We start from the raw sequence: 16,991 nt of genomic DNA on the forward strand, positions 1-16,991 counted from the left end.
AGAACGCGTCACTGCGCCGTTTTTGGGGTTTCCGGCACGTGGCACCAGTTGTTGAACGCATTGATACCACCGTCTGGCGAGGTGTAGCCCAGGCAACCCATGATCGTATCGTACAGCTCCACATGGCGCTTCGGCTGCTTCATCGCCGCCTGCTGTTGCAGGTAAGCGAACGACTTCGCGTGATCCGGATTTTGCAGATATTTATCCGACATCCAGACCATCATCGGCACGCGGAACTGCTCCGGTGGCGCCATCTTACGCGGCGTACCGTGCAGGCGTTCGTGCTCGTTAATCGACTCACCGTGATCCGCGGCAAAGAAGACAATCGCTTTCTTGTCGCGCAACTGATCAAAGACGTTCACCAGGAAGTGATCGACATAGGTAATGGAGTTATCGTAGGAGTTGATAAGCTCCGCCTTACTGCACTTGTCGTCCACGTTCACACACTCCGGTTTCCACTGCGCAAAGTTGCGCGGGTAACGCTGGGTGTAGTTAAAGTGCGAGCCTTTGGTGTGGATAATAATGAGGTGTTTGCCCTTCTCGCTCTGACGGGCGAGCACGTTTTGTAGCTCATCAGCCAGCAGCATGTCGTCCACGCTCTTACCGCGATTACGCGGCTCCGCGCCAATCTGCTCGCGATAGGCAATATTGTTCGCCATCGTGTTGCTGTAGAACCACAGCTCGCTCTGCATCGCCAGCAGATCGCCGGTGAAGCCCAACTGGTGCAGCACCGCAAAGACGTTCTGCTCTTTCAGCGTGCGCTGCGGGTTTTCGCTCGCCCCACCCTGGCGGACAAACATACAGCGCAGCGAAAGCTTGGTGGCGGTATCACAGGAGTAGCCGCGGAACGCGACCAGGTTTTTCTCTTTTGCCAGCCCCGGCGTGGTATTGCGCTCGTAGCCAAACAGGCCCATATGATCCCAGCGGGTGGTTTCGCCGATGATAAACACCATGTAGGTGTCATCGATATCCTTTGGCGCGACATAGGTGAATTTCTTCGCCGGGTCGAACAGTTCACGGGTATCCGTCGACTCATCAACCTGCGTCCAGCCGTAAAGCCCCAGCGCCGCCACCCAGTTGCTCGGCAGGTAAGAGTTTGCCAGCACGCCGCCATAGCTCGGCAGATCCACCTGCGACAGCCGCTCGGTCTCCTTCAGATGGACCTCCATCAGACGAATCGGCCCCCAAACCAGCAGCGCCGACAGCAGCACAATCGCAATACCGCGAAGGCGCTGCCCCGACGTGCGCAGTTGATAAAGCAGCGTATCGCGCGCCTGGTTAATCCAGATGCAGGCCAGCGGCAGGATACTGGTCAGCACCAGCCAGCTGATAAAGTGCCAGCCTACGACCTCCTTCGACAGATCAACATCAGTGGTCATGACCGAAGCCACAATGCCATAGCCAATCACGACGTTCAGGTTGGTCATGTAATAGCTGGCGCCAGCAGAAATCAACACCACCAGCGTTGCCAGCACCTTCCACAACCGACGGCCCCCAATAGAAAGCACGCGGAATAAGAAGAAGGTCACCAGCAGCGTACCAACAAGCTCAATAACGATGAACAGACCTTTCTCGAAACTGAAGTCCTGCAAATACCCCTCAAATCGACGGGACAATACGGAGAAGTTCATAAACCAGCCGATGTAGACCGCCAGCAGAAGACTCAACGTCTGCTGGGACATCGCTTTTATATATCGCATTCAACAAAACCCTGGAAAAAGGGAAAAAGAAAAACTGGTGCCAAATCACATTATTAGCGAACCAATTAATATATGTGTTATGCCATTACAGGCATCACATGCAAGCGCGATAAGTAGACAACAAGAAAGGAGAAAAGTATTCGGAGAGAGTGTGATCTGACCAAACATTTACAATATTTGGTCAGAATCAACTTAAGAGGAAAGGTAATAATTAAGCGTGAGCTTCCTGCAGAACTTCTGTTTTTGGCTGACGAATTGTTGTAGACAGTGCCAGAGAGAGAATCAACAGTGCGAAGATGACGCAGAAGGTGATGTAGAACCCGCCGAACATCGACGCAATCAGGGAACCACAGATGCTGCCGATACCGAAGCCCAGATAAATCACACCGTAGTTTTTCGCCAGGTTGTTCAGGCCAAAGAATTCGCTGACCAGCGATGGGAAGACGGTGATGGTGCCACCGAAGTTAAAGGCCACACAGGCAATCGCCGCAAAGAAGGTCACTTCATTCAGCGGAGCGAACAGCAGCGCCGCCATACCCACCAACGAGATAACCTGGCCGATGGTAATAACACGGATACGCGCAATTTTATCAGACAGAATACCCAGAACCAGACGGCCGCCCAGGTTAGCAATGGAGATAACGGTCACGGCGTTCGCTGCAGTTGCCAGATCCAGGTGTACCATACCCTGCGCGATGTCTTTCGCTACGCCGATAACATACAGGCCGCTCATGCAGGCAGTCAGGAACATCACGGCCAGCATCCAGTACTGCGGTTTACGCATGGATTCTGCCAGGGTGAAATCGTTCGCGACAACGCCGTTGGTGGTGGTGACTTTCTGGTTTGGTGCATCGGTCATCAGCATGGAACCAAAGACAATCATCACCAGTACGATAGCGCCCCAGATCATGAAAGTTTTTTCCAGACCTACCGTTGCCAGCAGTTGGCTATCGATGAATTTAAAACCAAGGCTACCTAAACCATAAGAACCGATCGCAAAGGCGGAGATCAGGCCTTTACGCTCCGGGAACCATTTCACGCAGTTGGAGAGCGTCAGCAAATAACCCGCGCCGTCCGCCAGACCCACAATAACCCCCGCGCTCAGCCACAGCATCATCAGATTGTTCGCATGAGCAGTCATGAAGAAACCGATACCCAGCAGAATACCGGAAGCCATCGTGACGCGTTTTACACCGAAGCGTTCCTGTAATTTACCGGCGACGGAAGAAGAGAGCGCCAGACCTAAACTTAATAAACCGAAGGAGAACGCCACCTGGCTAACGGATGCATCCAGCTTAGTGGACAATGCGCTGTTAAACAGGCTCCAGGTATAAACGGAACCTAATGCGAATTGGGTAATGATGGTGCCGAATAATGTCAGCCAGCGGGTATGATTTTTGGTTGCAGCGTTCATGATGATGATGCCTTCTTAAATTAACTGCTGCCAACGATAACGAAGTTAGCATTTTTGCGGGTTTTAAAAGGCATGAAGTGCATTCAGGACGGAATGAAATGCATCAGCGGCGGAATGAATGGCATTGCGAAAAATCACCTGCCGCTGAATTTTTCAAAGAAACATCGTAGATCAGAAGCGCGCGCTCACGCCCATCATGTAGGAGTAGTTGGTGCCAGCAGACATGTTATCGGCCTGCGAGAGCGCGGCATAGGCGGCCAGATGTGAATTTAATAACATATCAGCCCCCAGAGTCACATCGACCCAGTTGCCATCCTGCGTTGAGGTTGGCGTACGGTTAAGCCCGGACTGCGCTTTCCATTGGTTTTCACCAAACTGTTGGTTGTAGCTCACCTGGGCCCAAGGACGGATCCCTAGCCACGGATGGGTATCCACACGCCATCCCAGCGTACTGACGCTGGCGTGCCACAGCGCATCGGACTGCGAAACGCTGTTCACCGTATCGCCGAACTCATTCCACATGAAGCCCGGCGAGCCGTCATAGTGCCAGGCGGCAACGGGGCCCATCGTCATATTTTCCGTGAGCGGAATATTCAAGCCGATGCTCATGGTTTTAGTCGCATCCAGCGGGGTGTTATCCGGCAGATTCATATTGACCCCGGCCCCCGCCTGCAGCGCCTCAATGCGTTCAGCTAGGATATCGTCATAGCGCGGTTGGTGATCGCTATCCCATGTATAGCGCTCGGCAGTATTACTTTGCCCATCAGACACGATATATTCCTGTTGCCAGGCATTTGCATGTGGCGAAAGTAACATCCACACAAAGCCCGATGCCGGAACAACACATCGCCAAAGGCCATTGCATTTCTTATTATTCATTAATTGACTCCACTAAAGAGCCAGATTCGGCAATTATTGTTATGTTTTTAGAGGGGAACTCCCCTGTACTAACTATTGCTATTTTCTTATCAGCGTCAAGAGAAGTGCAGGGTTTTATTATCAGTCGTGATCCATCAACAAAAACAGGGAGAATCAAATGCAACGCTGCGGTTGGGTAAGTCAGGATCCGCTGTACATCGCGTATCACGACACTGAATGGGGCGTGCCCCAAAGGGATAACCAGGAGCTGTTTGAGATGATTTGTCTGGAAGGACAACAGGCCGGACTTTCCTGGATTACCGTACTGAAAAAACGCGAAAACTATCGCCATGCGTTTCACCATTTCGATCCGGTCAAGGTTGCCGCGATGACCGAAGCTGACGTGGAGCGACTGGTGCTGGATGCCGGTATCATTCGCCATCGGGGAAAAATTCAGGCCATTATCGGCAACGCTCGCGCCTTCCTGGCGATGGAAGCCAACGGCGAATCGTTTAATGATTTTGTCTGGTCGTTTGTTGATAACACCCCAATCGTCACCCAGGCCGCCGAACTGAGCGGCATTGCCACCTCAACGCCCGCCTCTGATGCGCTATCTAAGGCACTGAAAAAACGTGGCTTTAAGTTTGTTGGCACCACGATTTGTTATTCCTTCATGCAAGCCTGTGGGCTGGTCAACGACCATGTCACCCACTGCTTCTGCCATCCTGGAGCTCAGCATGATAAGAAAATGGAACACTAGCCAGTTTGAACCGCTGTTGGGGCTCTGGCTGGAAAGCACCACCTACGCACACCCGTTTATCGCCCCCCAGTACTGGCAGGAGAGCCTGCCCATCGTGCGCGATACCTATCTCCCGGCGGCAGAAACCTGGGTCTTTGAGGAGGAGCAGCGGCTACAGGGGTTTGTCAGCGTGATTGAAGCAAGGTTCGTCGGCGCGCTGTTTGTCGCGCCGAACCTGCTCCACCACGGCATTGGTAGCGCGCTGCTGAGCGTCGTGAAGCAGCGCTTCTCCGAGCTCAGCCTGGAGGTGTATCAGAAAAACAGCCGGGCGGTGAATTTCTACCACGCGCAGGGTTTCCGTATTCAGGACAGCGCGTGGCAGGATGAAACCCGGCATCCAACCTGGATTATGCATTGGCAGGCGGATCAAACGCCGTTAGCGTAAGCGCTGGCCCCGCATATTTTTCAATCCAGGCCAGCGCCGTATTCCCCGCGCACCCGTTCCCCAGCCGCGAGCTGGGGATATCTTTGGTGAGAACATTCACCGCACCGTTTTTACAGATACCGTCCGCCTGAAGGTCTAAATCCGGCCATGCCCCTTCATGTAGGCAGATAACGCCGGGCTTGATGTCCTCACTCACCACCGCCCCCGCCAGCACCTGCCCGCGATGGTTCCAGACACGTACCAGATCGCCATCGTTAATCTGCCGGGCCTGCGCATCCTGCGGGTGCAGCGTTAGCGGCTCACGCCCAGCAACCGCATAGCGTTCACGCAGCGTAGTATGGTTAAGCTGGCTGTGCAGGCGATGCGCCGGATGGGCGGACAACAGCTGAAGCTGGCCCGGTTGCGCATTGCCGTGCCACTCGTCTGGCTCCAACCACATCGGGTGCGGTGGGCAGTCGGGATACTGGAAGCTGGCAATACGCTCGGAGTAGATCTCAATTTTACCGCTTGGCGTTTTCAGCGGATTCGCCTGCGGATCGGCACGAAATGCGCCAAAGCGCACGAAGGCGGCGTTCTGCTCACTCTCCGGCATCTCAATCAATTCGTTGGCCTGCCAGAATTCAGCAAACGGCGGCAGCGTCACCTGCTGGCTGGCTCCGCGCTGCCCGGCAATGTGATAGAAGGTTTCCAGCCACTGCAGATCGCTTTTCCCTTCGGTAAAGCGCGCGTGCCCACCGGTTTCCCAGCGCTCGCTGAGGTCGGCAAACACCTCAAAATCATCGCGCGCTTCATCACGCGGCATCACTACTCGCTTCATCGGCACCAGGTGCTGATTACTGTAATCGCCGGTCATGGTGAGGTCGTTACGTTCAAACGAGGTGGTGGCGGGCAGCACGATATCGGCATGGCGCGCCGCTGCCGTCCAGTTGCATTCGGAAATGACGACCAGTTCTGGCTTTTGCCAGGCGCGAATCAGCCGGTTGGTGTCCTGATGATGGGTAAAGTTGGCCCCGCCGGCCCACCAGACGAAGCGGATATCCGGGAAGTGGCGATCCAATCCGTTATGCTGGTACGGCGCACCGGGGTTTTCCAGCGCCTCGACGATACGCGCTACCGGAATTTTATCGACGGCATCAACGCCATCTTTCACCGTGCCCTGCATTGATGCCAGCACCGCCGCGCGACGCGTCGGGTTACCGCCGTTCGCAAAGTGATAAGAGAGGCCAAAGCCGCCGCCCGGCGTACCAATCTGCCCCAGCATGGCGGCGAGCGTCACCAGCATCCAGTGCTTTTGCTCACCAAACTGCTGGCGCTGCATCCCCCAGCCAGACATCAGCATGGTGGTATTTTTATGGAAGATTTCCGCCAGTTCACGAATTTTATCTGCGCTCACACCACAAATCGCAGCCGCCCATTCAGCAGACTTCGGTTCATCGTCGCTTTTACCCAGCAGGTAATCGGCAAACGTCGGGAAACCGGTGGTGCAGCGCGATAAAAAGTCGGTATCGTGCCAGTTATTGACGACAAGCGTATGGGCGATGCCCAGCATCAACGCCACGTCCGTGCCCATGTGTGGCGCAATCCACTCCATTGACTCGCCGAAGAAGGCAACGGTTTCCGATCGCATTGGATCGATACAGATCAGGCGTTTACCGCTTTTTCGCAGCTGTTCAAAATAGGGCAGACCCTGCTCGTCAGAAGCGTTCCAGGCAATTTTCAGCGTATTCATTGGGTTGGCGCTCCACAGCACCACCACGTCGGTGTGTTCCAGCACCATCGGCCAGCTGGTCTGCTGCTGATAGACCTCGTTGCCGCCCACCACGTGCGGCATGATCGCCTGTGCCGCGCCGGTGGAATAATCCCCCAGATGCCCCGTATAACCGCCCGCCAGGCTCATATAGCGCTGAAGTAACGTCGCCGCTTTGTGCAATACGCCGTTTGAACGCCAGCCGTACGACCCCGCAAAAATGGACGACGGCCCGTAGCTTTCACGAATACGGCGGTGCTGCTGGTCAATCAGCGTCAACGCCTCGTCCCAACTCACCCGCACAAACTCATCCTGGCCGCGAACGCCTTGAGGACGGCTCGGCGATGTCAGAAAGCCCTTACGCACCATCGGGTAGCGTACACGCGTTTTACTGTGCACCTGATCGCGGACCACGCTTTGCAGAGAATTGGTGAACGACGTTTTCAGCGCACCGCGTGAAGAGAGCACGCGCTCGCCGTCGGTCTCAACCCACATGGGGCCCCAGTGGGCGGCTGTCAGGATAGTTTTCGTGGTCGGTGAATGTGGCAAAGCGAGCTCCCGGATAGCTGATGCAGGTGGTTCGGCGACGTTGTGTTCATCGCTCAATGTTTTTTACAAAAAGATAAAATCTTCCGGGAATTTTCCCCGGTTTTGCACGTCATAATCAACCGCCACACCTGCCGTGGCAAAGAATAAAAAGGATTAAGGAAATAAGATGAAAAAACGCATGCTCATGATTGCAGCCCTGGTTAGCGGCGCACTGGCCGTTTCCGGCTGTACCACCAACCCGTATACCGGCGAACAGGAAGCCAGCAAAACCGGCATTGGCGCAGGCCTCGGGACACTCGTGGGCGCGGGTATCGGCGCACTGGCCTCGTCTAAGCACGATCGCGGCAAAGGCGCGCTGATTGGCGCGGCTGCCGGTGCAGCCGTTGGCGGTGGCGTGGGCTACTACATGGATGCACAGGAAGCCAAACTGCGTCAGAAAATGCAGGGGACCGGCGTGAGCGTCACGCGTAACGGCAATAATATCGTGCTGAACATGCCAAACAACGTCACCTTCGACAGCTCCTCTTCCACCCTCAAACCCGCAGGGGCTAACACTTTGACCGGTGTAGCAATGGTGCTGAAAGAGTATGAGAAAACCGCGGTGAACGTGGTCGGCTATACCGACAGCACCGGCAGCCAGCAGTTGAACATGACGCTGTCGCAACAGCGCGCTGACTCCGTTGCCAGCTCGCTTATCACCCAGGGCGTGGCCGCTGCTCGTATCCGGACTTCCGGTATGGGCCCGGCGAATCCTATCGCCAGCAACAGCACCGCGGAAGGCAAAGCGCAGAACCGTCGCGTAGAAATCACCTTAAGCCCGCAGTAACGCCCTGGCCGGACAGGACGCTTTCCCTGTCCGGTTTCTTCCCACCCCATTTTCAGGACTGGTACTTTTCGCCCCGCTGTGGGATTGTTAAGCCTGCTAACGATCAACACTTCCCTCTTCAACCCATGGAGATACCCATGAAGCCGTCCGTTATTCTCTACAAAGCCCTGCCTGATGATTTGTTACAACGCCTGAACGATCATTTCACCGTCACCCGCGTACCCAACCTGCACCCAGAGACTGTGCAACAGCACGCTGAGGCGTTCGCCAATGCCGAAGGGCTGTTGGGCTCGAGTGAAACCGTTGATACTGCTTTGTTAGAGAAGATGCCGAAGCTGCGTGCCACCTCCACCATCTCCGTGGGCTATGACAATTTCGATGTCGAGGCGCTAAACGCTCGTCGCGTTCTGCTGATGCACACGCCGACGGTGCTCACCGAAACCGTGGCCGATACGCTGATGACGCTGGTATTAAGCTCCGCCCGTCGCGTGGTGGAAGTGGCCGAGCGTGTCAAAGCAGGCGAGTGGAAGCAGGGGATTGGCCCAGACTGGTTCGGCATCGACGTACACCACAAGACGTTGGGGATTGTCGGGATGGGGCGTATTGGTATGGCCCTCGCCCAGCGCGCGCATTTCGGCTTCAACATGCCGATTCTCTATAACGCACGACGCCACCACCCGCAGGCGGAAGAGCGCTTTAATGCCCGTTACTGTGATTTAAATACGCTGCTGGAAGAAGCCGATTTTGTCTGCCTGATCCTGCCGCTAAGCGAAGAAACGCACCACCTGTTCGGCGCCGAGCAGTTTGCCCGAATGAAATCCTCCGCCATCTTTATCAACGCCGGCCGTGGCCCGGTTGTGGATGAGCAGGCGCTGATTGCCGCGCTGCAAAACGGTGAGATCCACGCCGCCGGGCTGGACGTGTTTGAGCAAGAGCCGCTGCCGGTAGACTCCCCACTGCTGAAGTTGCCTAACGTGGTGGCACTGCCGCATATCGGTTCCGCGACGCATGAAACCCGCTACAACATGGCGGCCTGTGCGGTAGATAACCTGATTGATGCGCTGCAGGGGAACGTGGAGAAGAACTGCGTGAACCCGCAGGTTGCGGGGTAAACGATGCTGCCCGGCATCGCGCCGGGCAGCCATAATGCTTATCTGGTAGCGTTAACTGCCGCGGTCCACGCCTGGCTAAACGCCTGGTGCTGTGCCGCCAGCGGGCCAATCAGCGAGTTGTACTGACTTGCCTGCTGCGAAGTTGGGAACTGGATACCGTTCGCCACGAAGCTCACCTGAGTACCCTGCTGCGCAATAAAATCACCCACCTGCACCAGCTGCTGAGTGAACACCTGCGCGGCCGGGATCAGCGGCTGCAGCGCATCGGACGGGCCGGTCACGACTTTGCTGTATACCTGATCAAACACCGGCTTCAGGTCATCTGCCTGTTTCAGCGCAGCGTGCGCGGTATCAGCCTGCATTTTCGCATTCTGCAGCTGCTGGCTCAGCACGCCCAGTGAACCATTAGCCTGACGCAGCGGCTCGCGCTGGGTCATGTAATCCTGCGGCACGCGAATCGCGTTAACGCTATCAACAACCGGACGCAAACCTGCATCCATCGCCTGGCTTACCTGCTGTGAGTAGCCATAAATAACGGCGTAGTCGGAAACAAAAGGACCGAACTGTTTTTTCTGGTCAGCGGTCAGCGTCGGCAGGCGTTCACCGCCGCGCATAACGGTATTCTGCAGGAAATCGACGAATGCTTTACGCTGATCGCCTTCCTTATCAAAACACCCACTCAGGCTAACCACCATCAATAACGCCGCAACAGGCGCAAACCAGCGAGAGCAGGACTTTCCTGTCGCCATTTTCATACTCCTTCAGCCAAAAAAAAGCGCGAACCGGCACACGCGTGCCCAACGGTGACAAGGATAGTCCAGAGCCGCGCCGCAGGATACCTTTTTCATACGTTCTCCGGCGGTTACCGCAAAATGTTAACAAGCTGTTGCATCCATCACATTTATCGTCGTGAAAACCCGGTACAAAAACAGGAATAACACTATGATATATCGCTATTTTTCATCTACTAACAAGCCAATTCATCACGGATAGCGCGATAATCGCACACTTCCTGACCACGGCAGATTGTTGTCCTGCGGCATAAATGATTTTATTTAACGAACGATTAACGACAAAACGTTCGATAATCGCCCAAACACCTCAATACCGACGAAGAAGATAAGCGTTGAAAAAACCACTTCTTTGCACCGATTAGCAGGAATTACCGCATGACAACACAGACAACAACGGATATTCAGGCTTTTATCAACCGCCACCCCTTCTCAAAGTACCAGTGGATGATTTTGGTGCTGTGCTTTGTGACCGTCGCGCTGGACGGCTTCGATACCGCCATTATCGGCTTTATTGCGTCCGACCTGGTTCAGGAATGGGGCGTGCAGAAATCTGACCTCGGCCCGGTGATGAGCGCCGCGCTGGTGGGACTTGCCGTCGGCGCGCTGACCGCAGGGCCGATGGCCGACCGCATTGGTCGTAAGAAGGTGCTGGTGCTGTCGATTCTGGTCTTTGGCGGCTTCAGCCTGATTACCGCCTTCGCGACCTCGCTGACGCAGCTGACGGTTCTGCGTTTCTTAACCGGCCTGGGGCTTGGTGCCGCCATGCCTAACGCCGCAACGTTAATGAGCGAATACGCGCCGGAGCGCCGCCGCGCGCTGATGGTTAACCTGATGTTCGTCGGCTTCCCGATCGGTTCATCAATGGGCGGCTTTATCTCCGCATGGATGATCCCGCATTACGGCTGGCAGAGCGTACTGGTGCTGGGCGGCGTGATGCCGCTGGCGCTGGCGGTCGCATTAATTTTCCTGCTGCCGGAGTCGGCCCGTTATCTGGCGGTCAAAAACCGCTCTCAGCAGCAGATTAGCAATATTCTGCGCCGCATTGCCGCGCTGCCAGAGAACACGCGCTTTGTTCTGCAGGAGGCGGGCCAGGTCAAAGAGCAGTCGGCGCTGGGGGTCATTTTCTCGCCGCGCTACCTGGTGGGTACCATCATGCTGTGCCTGACCTACTTTATGGGCCTGCTGATCTTCTATCTGCTGACCAGCTGGTTACCGCTGCTGATCCGTGAGACCGGCGCGACGCTGAGCCAGGCTTCCGTCATCACCGCCTTGTTCCCGCTCGGTGGAGGCATTGGCGTGCTGGTGCTGGGCGCGCTGATGGACAAAATCAACCCGAACAAAGTGGTGGCGGTAGGCTACCTGCTAACTGGCATCTTCGTCTGCCTGGTGGGCTTCTCAACCAGCAACCTGGTGCTGATGGGCGTGATGGTGTTTATCGCGGGGACGATTATGAACGGCGCACAGTCCTCGATGCCAGCGCTGGCGGCCGGCTTTTATCCAACCCAGGGGCGTGCAACTGGCGTGGCCTGGATGCTGGGCCTGGGGCGCTTCGGCGGGATCCTCGGTGCCTTCAGCGGCGCCTTCCTGATGCAGGCAGAGCTGTCGTTTAAGACCATTTTTGCCCTGCTGGCGATCCCCGCAGTGCTATCGGCCATCGCGCTAATGGTGAAGTACGCGGCCGGTAAAAATCAGCAGAATCAAAGCGACAACGCAGCGACAACGCTGCCTGAATCGGCGCAAAAGGTCTGATATTTGACCCCGGCAGTGCGCTGCCGGGGTCAAATAACGTTTTTTTACAAACCGCTCACAAGTATCAACAATCATTATTTATCAATCAATTACGAATCAATGCCAATGCTAAAACCCCAGGGGCTTTGTAATTTATCCGTAGATAACGTTTGCTTTTGCGATAAGAAGTATGCGTTAATACGTCCACGGTTTGACATACAGACCACAAAGCAGTTGAGTAAAGCAGTTCCCTTCAAGGTTATCCATTGGTACCCCTCGTAGTGACATTTCCTTTACGCTTTAAATTCTGTAAAGCATGCCATATCGCCGTAAGGCTCAATTAATTTTTAAAGGTAATTTCTATGTCCGGTAAAATGACTGGTATCGTAAAATGGTTCAACGCTGATAAAGGTTTCGGCTTCATCACTCCTGACGATGGTTCTAAAGACGTGTTCGTACACTTCTCTGCTATCCAGAACGATGGCTACAAATCTCTGGACGAAGGTCAGAAAGTTTCCTTCACCATCGAGAACGGCGCTAAAGGCCCAGCAGCTGGCAACGTAACTTCCCTGTAAGTTAACGCCGCTAAGAATTGAAAATCCCTGCCCTATGGCGGGGATTTTTTTTATCTATAGCGCGGTAAAATGCCAGCCCGACTCACGCCACTCCAGCGCATGTGTCAGTTTCAGCCCCTGTAAGAACGTCTCATCGTGAGACACCACCAGCATCGCCCCCGGAAATTCAGCCAGCGCCGCCTCAATCGCCTGCACCGATGCCAGATCGAGATGGTTGGTCGGCTCATCCAGCAATAAGAGCTGCGTCGACTCTCGCCGCCACAGTACACAGGCCAGCGCCGCCTTTAACCGCTCACCACCGCTGAGCGCCGATAACGGCAGATTGACTTTATTCGCCCCAAGCTGCAACTGCGCCAGCCGGGTGCGAAGCACCCCTTCCTCCAGCGGCGTATCGCCCGCGCGAAGATGGTCCATTACTGATAACGATAAGTCGAACTGGCTAAGGTGCTGATCCAGCCAGGCAGCCGCGACCGAAAGCTGACAGTGTCCGGTCAGAGGCGTTTCAAGCCCAACGATCGTTTTAAGCAACGTCGTTTTTCCGCAGCCATTAGGGCCACGCAGCGCGACCCGCATCGGACCGTCCATGCGCCAGTCGAGAGCAGGATGCGCCTGATGTACCAGCTGTAACGCCTCCAGCACCAGAACCTGCTTACCGCAGGGCACCATGCTACCGGGCAGTGTAAACATCACTGGCGTATCCTCTTCCACTCGCTCCCGCGCCTGCTTCACCGCACTGTCCAATGCACTCTGCTGCTCACGATGCTGGCGCAACAGGGTACCAGGCCGCTCTCTTGCCGCCCCTTTGTACTTCACCCGTTCAAACGAGGCGATATTGAGAGAATCAACGGTGCGGAGCGTTTTGGCTGAACGCCTTTGGCAGTCATCATGCTCTTTGTGCTGCCTGGCACGCGTGCGACGGCGTTCAGTGGCGGCATGATCGAGCGCGGCTCGCGCCGCCTGCTGTTCCGCATCACGCTGCTGCTGATACTGCTCGTAGCTACCGCCATAGCTGCGTAGCGTCACAGGCGTCAGCTCAAGAATGCGCGGCATCCGAGCCAACAGTTCCCGGTCGTGGCTCGCAATCAGCGCCCCGCCCTGCCAGGCATCAAGCTGTCGATAGAACCACTCGCGTCCTGACCTATCCAGATGGTTGGTGGGTTCATCAAGCAGTAGAAAATGGGCGCCGGAGGTAAATGCAGCGCAAAGTAGCGCTTTCACCCGTTCGCCGCCGCTTAAGGAGTTGGCCAGCCTTAGCGGGCTAAACTCACCCAGCCCTGCCTCCTGAAAAGCGACATGGAGCCGGTCCGGGAGATCCCAGAAACCATCCAGCTCCTCGATGTCATCATCGTGGGGTTGGCCTTGCTCGAGACGCCGCAGCGCGGCAAAAATTGCCTCGTAGCCCAGCAACTCAGCTAGCGTGGTTTCCGCTGAGGCCGCATGCTGCTGAGCCACATAAGCGCAGAATGTAAAACATTCAATATGTCCGGAAGAAGGTTCATCAACGCTCGCCAGCATGCGCAGCAGTCGGGATTTGCCCACACCATTGCGCCCGACCAGGCCACACAGTGAACGCTCCAGCGATAAATTCAGCGGACCAAAAAGAGTATCACCCGTCGGAAACTGACAGGTAACCTGATGTAAAACAAAAGAAGGGGATTGCGCACAATGGGCCATAAGCACTCCTGAATGAAATCAATAGTTCCCCTGCTTGCGGCAAGCGCTCAGCAAGGATTCGAATTCAGCAGGTGTGTTTGTCCATTTTCAGTGTGCCTCAGTGAGACGAGGGGTTCGTCGCGGCAAAGCATAAACGCATTGCGCCTGCCATTTCAAGGTTCTTTTTTGCACAATTTTCATATCCATAAAAAAATTGGCCTTCCGCTAACGGAAAACCATAATATTATTTTGGTAAATAAAATAGGGTGCATTGAGCCTGCATAACGCCGCAATAGCGGCGGGGAATATTCCCCGCCGTACGCCCTTACTGTCTAATATCGCAGGCTAAAGATGCCGCTAATTCATTGTTTCCTTGCTTAATATGCAATTCACATAATGAATCACGAACCATCCAGGTAAATAATAAAATAGTGAGACATATCACTATCAAACTATACAATATAGATTTTTGCGGCATCCTTTGCCTCCTGTGTTGATTTTCAACAAGTAAGAGGCTAACCTTATGTGGTCTAGGCATAGAGTTGGCCTCACTTTGCACAGACCCCCAAAAGTTGGACAGAATTAACGAGGCTTCAGAGAAAGAGTCCATATTATAATGGACTCTTTTTTATTTACAGATACAGATACAGTATATTCACAGCGACCGAATAATCCATATTACAGGTTATTATGGGTTCACTTTCTTCCCGCTCTCATCAACAACTTTTTCACCGTCCTCTTTAGTAAATGCACCTTTCTGAGACTCCGGGATAATATCCAGAACAACTTCTGAAGGACGACACAGACGAGTTCCCAGGGGGGTTACTACGATAGGGCGATTAATCAGAATAGGATGTTCCAGCATAAACCCGATTAATTGCTCATCGGTAAACTTACCATCAGCAAGACCAAGCTGTTCATAAGGTTCAACATTCTTGCGCAGCAATGCACGTACCGTAATTCCCATATCTGAAATAAGTTTAATAAGCTCATCGTGGGTCGGGGGCGTATCGAGATAATAAATTATCGTCGGTTCGTTGCCGCTGTTACGGATCATCTCCAGCGTGTTGCGTGAGGTGCCACAGGCCGGGTTGTGATAGATGGTAATGTTGCTCATATCAGTATCTCATTACAAAGTGACAGAGAGCCGCCACGCCAGCGCGGCCAGAGTGACAAACAGCACCGGCACAGTCATAACAATGCCGGTACGGAAGTAATATCCCCAGGTAATCTTTATATTTTTCTGGGCAAGCACATGTAGCCACAGCAGGGTTGCCAGACTGCCAATCGGAGTGATTTTCGGGCCTAAATCGCAGCCAATCACATTGGCATAAATCATTGCCTCTTTGACGACGCCGGTCGCCGTACTCCCGTCAATCGACAGCGCGCCAATCAGTACCGTCGGCATATTGTTCATCACTGATGAGAGAAATGCCGTCAGGAAGCCGGTGCCGAACGTCGCTGCCCATAACCCCTTGTCTGCCAGCAGATTCAGCACGCCAGACAGGTACTCCGTGAGCCCTGCATTGCGCAGGCCATAGACCACGAGGTACATGCCCAGCGAGAAAATAACGATCTGCCATGGCGCACCGCGCAGGACTTTCCCTGTGTTGATGGCATGGCCTCTTTTCGCCACCACAAACAGCACTGCTGCGCCAGCCGCCGCTATCGCACTGACCGGGATCCCCAGCGGCTCCAGAACAAAGAAACCGACAAGCAGCAATAACAGGACAATCCAGCCCGCCCTGAAGGTTGCCGGATCCTTGATCGCGCTGGCAGGCGTCTTCAGCAGCGAAACGTCGTACGTGGCCGGAATATCCCTGCGGAAGAAGAGATGCAGCATGATCAGCGTGGCCGCAATCGCTGCCGCATCCACGGGGATCATAACGGAGGCGTACTGCGTAAAGCCCAGACCAAAGAAGTCCGCCGAGACGATATTCACCAGGTTAGAAACAATGAGTGGCAGGCTGGCCGTATCTGCAATAAATCCTGCGGCCATGACAAAGGCCAGTGTCGTGCCCTGGCTGAACCCCAGTGCGAGCAGCATCGCAATCACAATCGGCGTCAGGATCAACGCGGCGCCGTCATTGGCAAACAACGCAGCAACAGCGGCACCGAGCAAGACTATCCAGGTGAACAGCAGGCGGCCACGTCCGTTACCCCAGCGGGAGACGTGCAGTGCGGCCCATTCAAAGAAGCCGGACTCATCGAGCAGCAGGCTGATGATGATGACCGCAATAAATGCCGCTGTAGCGTTCCAGACGATATTCCAGACAACGGGAATATCAGCGATATGGATGACACCGGTTCCCAGCGCCAGCACTGCCCCGATACTCGCGCTCCAGCCAATACTCAGGCCTCTGGGTTGCCAGATCACCAGTACCAGCGTCAGTAAAAATATACTCCCTGCCAAAAGCATATCAGACTCCGTTATATATGATTATGTAAATGTGTTTTTCTTTCTCAGCAGGAGGTGCAGGCTGATTTATCCAGCCATTCACGCACATCCTCCCGCATACACTGCCAGGTCGTCGTGATTGTCTCTGCTGCCCATGCCGGTATGTGGGGTGACAGACGATAGTGGATCCATTTGCCTTCCCGACGGTCAAGTACCAGCCCGGCCTCGCGCAGGATAGCCATATGTCGCGATATTTTGGGCTGCGATTCGGAGGTGGCCGCACAGATATCGCAGACGCACAGTTCTCCGGACTCCCGGAGAAGCATGACGATGGCGAGCCGGGTTTCATCCGACAGGATTTTGAAAAGCTGAACAGGTTGTAGCATTTTTCACTCCGTTCCCTTTAGAATACACATATGGTAAATCATATGTATTGATTTTGAAATCACCTGC

The 16,991-nt window shown here is 54.6% G+C and carries 17 protein-coding genes; 7 read left to right on the forward strand and 10 right to left on the reverse strand.

The window, feature by feature from the left end; all coding sequences use genetic code 11:
• Positions 1-8: 8 nt before the first annotated feature.
• The 3 genes from eptB to AB2B48_RS16775 form a co-directional block, all read right to left on the reverse strand.
• On the reverse strand, positions 9-1,700 hold the full coding sequence (gene eptB, locus AB2B48_RS16765; RefSeq protein ID WP_368299658.1) for a kdo(2)-lipid A phosphoethanolamine 7''-transferase: 1,692 nt from the start codon (positions 1,698-1,700) through the stop codon (positions 9-11).
• Positions 1,701-1,911: 211 nt separating this feature from the next.
• Positions 1,912-3,114, reverse strand: a complete 1,203-nt coding sequence (locus tag AB2B48_RS16770; protein ID WP_220440671.1) for an MFS transporter — start codon at positions 3,112-3,114, stop codon at positions 1,912-1,914.
• Positions 3,115-3,285: 171 nt separating this feature from the next.
• Positions 3,286-3,930 carry an autotransporter outer membrane beta-barrel domain-containing protein gene (locus AB2B48_RS16775; RefSeq protein ID WP_305067779.1) on the reverse strand — a complete coding sequence of 215 codons (645 nt, stop codon included), beginning with the start codon at positions 3,928-3,930 and terminating at the stop codon, positions 3,286-3,288.
• On the opposite strand from AB2B48_RS16775, the gene AB2B48_RS16780 reads away from it, so the two are divergent.
• Genes AB2B48_RS16780 through AB2B48_RS16790 form a run of 3 tightly spaced genes read left to right on the forward strand, consistent with a single transcriptional unit; the run spans position 3,915 to position 5,156 of the window.
• Complete coding sequence (locus tag AB2B48_RS16780; protein ID WP_368299659.1) at positions 3,915-4,172, forward strand: hypothetical protein; 258 nt, start codon at positions 3,915-3,917, stop codon at positions 4,170-4,172. The genes AB2B48_RS16775 and AB2B48_RS16780 overlap by 16 nt on opposite strands.
• Positions 4,151-4,732 carry a DNA-3-methyladenine glycosylase I gene (gene tag, locus AB2B48_RS16785; RefSeq protein ID WP_185667429.1) on the forward strand — a complete coding sequence of 194 codons (582 nt, stop codon included), beginning with the start codon at positions 4,151-4,153 and terminating at the stop codon, positions 4,730-4,732. The genes AB2B48_RS16780 and tag overlap by 22 nt, the downstream gene beginning before the upstream one ends.
• Positions 4,710-5,156, forward strand: a complete 447-nt coding sequence (locus tag AB2B48_RS16790; protein ID WP_333495486.1) for an N-acetyltransferase — start codon at positions 4,710-4,712, stop codon at positions 5,154-5,156. Before tag ends, AB2B48_RS16790 begins: the two co-directional genes overlap by 23 nt.
• Here AB2B48_RS16790 and AB2B48_RS16795 read toward each other — a convergent pair.
• A complete protein-coding gene (locus tag AB2B48_RS16795) occupies positions 5,119-7,452 on the reverse strand; it encodes a molybdopterin guanine dinucleotide-containing S/N-oxide reductase (protein ID WP_368299660.1) in 2,334 nt (777 codons plus the stop codon). The genes AB2B48_RS16790 and AB2B48_RS16795 overlap by 38 nt on opposite strands.
• A 166-nt stretch (positions 7,453-7,618) precedes the next feature.
• On the opposite strand from AB2B48_RS16795, the gene AB2B48_RS16800 reads away from it, so the two are divergent.
• Together AB2B48_RS16800 and ghrB are read left to right on the forward strand one after the other, a co-directional pair.
• Positions 7,619-8,278: an OmpA family lipoprotein gene (locus AB2B48_RS16800; protein ID WP_035893103.1), complete on the forward strand. Its 660-nt coding sequence runs from the start codon at positions 7,619-7,621 to the stop codon at positions 8,276-8,278.
• A gap of 137 nt (positions 8,279-8,415) precedes the next feature.
• On the forward strand, positions 8,416-9,390 hold the full coding sequence (ghrB, locus tag AB2B48_RS16805) for a glyoxylate/hydroxypyruvate reductase GhrB (protein WP_368299661.1): 975 nt from the start codon (positions 8,416-8,418) through the stop codon (positions 9,388-9,390).
• A gap of 38 nt (positions 9,391-9,428) precedes the next feature.
• On the opposite strand, the gene AB2B48_RS16810 is transcribed toward ghrB, so the two are convergent.
• The gene (locus AB2B48_RS16810) at positions 9,429-10,139 is read right to left on the reverse strand and encodes a DUF3053 domain-containing protein (protein ID WP_333495483.1); all 711 of its coding nucleotides are present in this window, start codon (positions 10,137-10,139) and stop codon (positions 9,429-9,431) included.
• A gap of 420 nt (positions 10,140-10,559) precedes the next feature.
• Between AB2B48_RS16810 and AB2B48_RS16815 the strand changes: the two genes are divergently transcribed.
• Positions 10,560-11,933: an MFS transporter gene (locus AB2B48_RS16815; protein ID WP_223883173.1), complete on the forward strand. Its 1,374-nt coding sequence runs from the start codon at positions 10,560-10,562 to the stop codon at positions 11,931-11,933.
• Positions 11,934-12,274: 341 nt separating this feature from the next.
• A complete protein-coding gene (gene cspA, locus AB2B48_RS16820; RefSeq protein WP_035893107.1) occupies positions 12,275-12,487 on the forward strand; it encodes an RNA chaperone/antiterminator CspA in 213 nt (70 codons plus the stop codon).
• Positions 12,488-12,541: 54 nt separating this feature from the next.
• Here cspA and AB2B48_RS16825 read toward each other — a convergent pair whose 3' ends face one another.
• The 5 genes from AB2B48_RS16825 to AB2B48_RS16845 all read right to left on the reverse strand — a co-directional run bounded on the left by AB2B48_RS16825 (position 12,542) and on the right by AB2B48_RS16845 (position 16,924).
• Positions 12,542-14,161, reverse strand: a complete 1,620-nt coding sequence (locus AB2B48_RS16825; protein ID WP_368299662.1) for an ABC-F family ATP-binding cassette domain-containing protein — start codon at positions 14,159-14,161, stop codon at positions 12,542-12,544.
• A 304-nt stretch (positions 14,162-14,465) separates the two neighbouring features.
• Complete coding sequence (gene hokA, locus AB2B48_RS16830) at positions 14,466-14,618, reverse strand: type I toxin-antitoxin system toxin HokA (RefSeq protein WP_368299663.1); 153 nt, start codon at positions 14,616-14,618, stop codon at positions 14,466-14,468.
• 210 nt (positions 14,619-14,828) lie between these two features.
• Complete coding sequence (gene arsC, locus AB2B48_RS16835; protein ID WP_196521913.1) at positions 14,829-15,257, reverse strand: glutaredoxin-dependent arsenate reductase; 429 nt, start codon at positions 15,255-15,257, stop codon at positions 14,829-14,831.
• Between the two features lie 12 nt (positions 15,258-15,269).
• Positions 15,270-16,559: an arsenic transporter gene (locus AB2B48_RS16840; protein ID WP_040150692.1), complete on the reverse strand. Its 1,290-nt coding sequence runs from the start codon at positions 16,557-16,559 to the stop codon at positions 15,270-15,272.
• Positions 16,560-16,603: 44 nt separating this feature from the next.
• The gene (locus AB2B48_RS16845) at positions 16,604-16,924 is read right to left on the reverse strand and encodes a transcriptional regulator (RefSeq protein WP_040150694.1); all 321 of its coding nucleotides are present in this window, start codon (positions 16,922-16,924) and stop codon (positions 16,604-16,606) included.
• Between the last annotated feature and the right edge of the window lie 67 nt (positions 16,925-16,991).

It is taken from the genome of Kluyvera sichuanensis, assembly GCF_040930405.1.
In the GTDB taxonomy this organism is placed as follows: Bacteria; Pseudomonadota; Gammaproteobacteria; order Enterobacterales; family Enterobacteriaceae; genus Kluyvera; species Kluyvera sichuanensis.

Excerpts from the sequence above, each read along its gene's own strand:
- eptB (WP_368299658.1), bottom strand. The coding sequence starts at position 1,700 with ATGCGATATATAAAAGCGATGTCCCAGCAGACGTTGAGTCTTCTGCTG.
- AB2B48_RS16770 (WP_220440671.1), bottom strand. The coding sequence starts at position 3,114 with ATGAACGCTGCAACCAAAAATCATACCCGCTGGCTGACATTATTCGGC.
- AB2B48_RS16775 (WP_305067779.1), bottom strand. The coding sequence starts at position 3,930 with ATGTTACTTTCGCCACATGCAAATGCCTGGCAACAGGAATATATCGTG.
- tag (WP_185667429.1), top strand. The coding sequence starts at position 4,151 with ATGCAACGCTGCGGTTGGGTAAGTCAGGATCCGCTGTACATCGCGTAT.
- AB2B48_RS16790 (WP_333495486.1), top strand. The coding sequence starts at position 4,710 with ATGATAAGAAAATGGAACACTAGCCAGTTTGAACCGCTGTTGGGGCTC.
- AB2B48_RS16800 (WP_035893103.1), top strand. The coding sequence starts at position 7,619 with ATGAAAAAACGCATGCTCATGATTGCAGCCCTGGTTAGCGGCGCACTG.
- ghrB (WP_368299661.1), top strand. The coding sequence starts at position 8,416 with ATGAAGCCGTCCGTTATTCTCTACAAAGCCCTGCCTGATGATTTGTTA.
- AB2B48_RS16810 (WP_333495483.1), bottom strand. The coding sequence starts at position 10,139 with ATGGCGACAGGAAAGTCCTGCTCTCGCTGGTTTGCGCCTGTTGCGGCG.
- AB2B48_RS16815 (WP_223883173.1), top strand. The coding sequence starts at position 10,560 with ATGACAACACAGACAACAACGGATATTCAGGCTTTTATCAACCGCCAC.
- cspA (WP_035893107.1), top strand. The coding sequence starts at position 12,275 with ATGTCCGGTAAAATGACTGGTATCGTAAAATGGTTCAACGCTGATAAA.
- AB2B48_RS16825 (WP_368299662.1), bottom strand. The coding sequence starts at position 14,161 with ATGGCCCATTGTGCGCAATCCCCTTCTTTTGTTTTACATCAGGTTACC.
- hokA (WP_368299663.1), bottom strand. The coding sequence starts at position 14,618 with ATGCCGCAAAAATCTATATTGTATAGTTTGATAGTGATATGTCTCACT.
- arsC (WP_196521913.1), bottom strand. The coding sequence starts at position 15,257 with ATGAGCAACATTACCATCTATCACAACCCGGCCTGTGGCACCTCACGC.
- AB2B48_RS16840 (WP_040150692.1), bottom strand. The coding sequence starts at position 16,559 with ATGCTTTTGGCAGGGAGTATATTTTTACTGACGCTGGTACTGGTGATC.
- AB2B48_RS16845 (WP_040150694.1), bottom strand. The coding sequence starts at position 16,924 with ATGCTACAACCTGTTCAGCTTTTCAAAATCCTGTCGGATGAAACCCGG.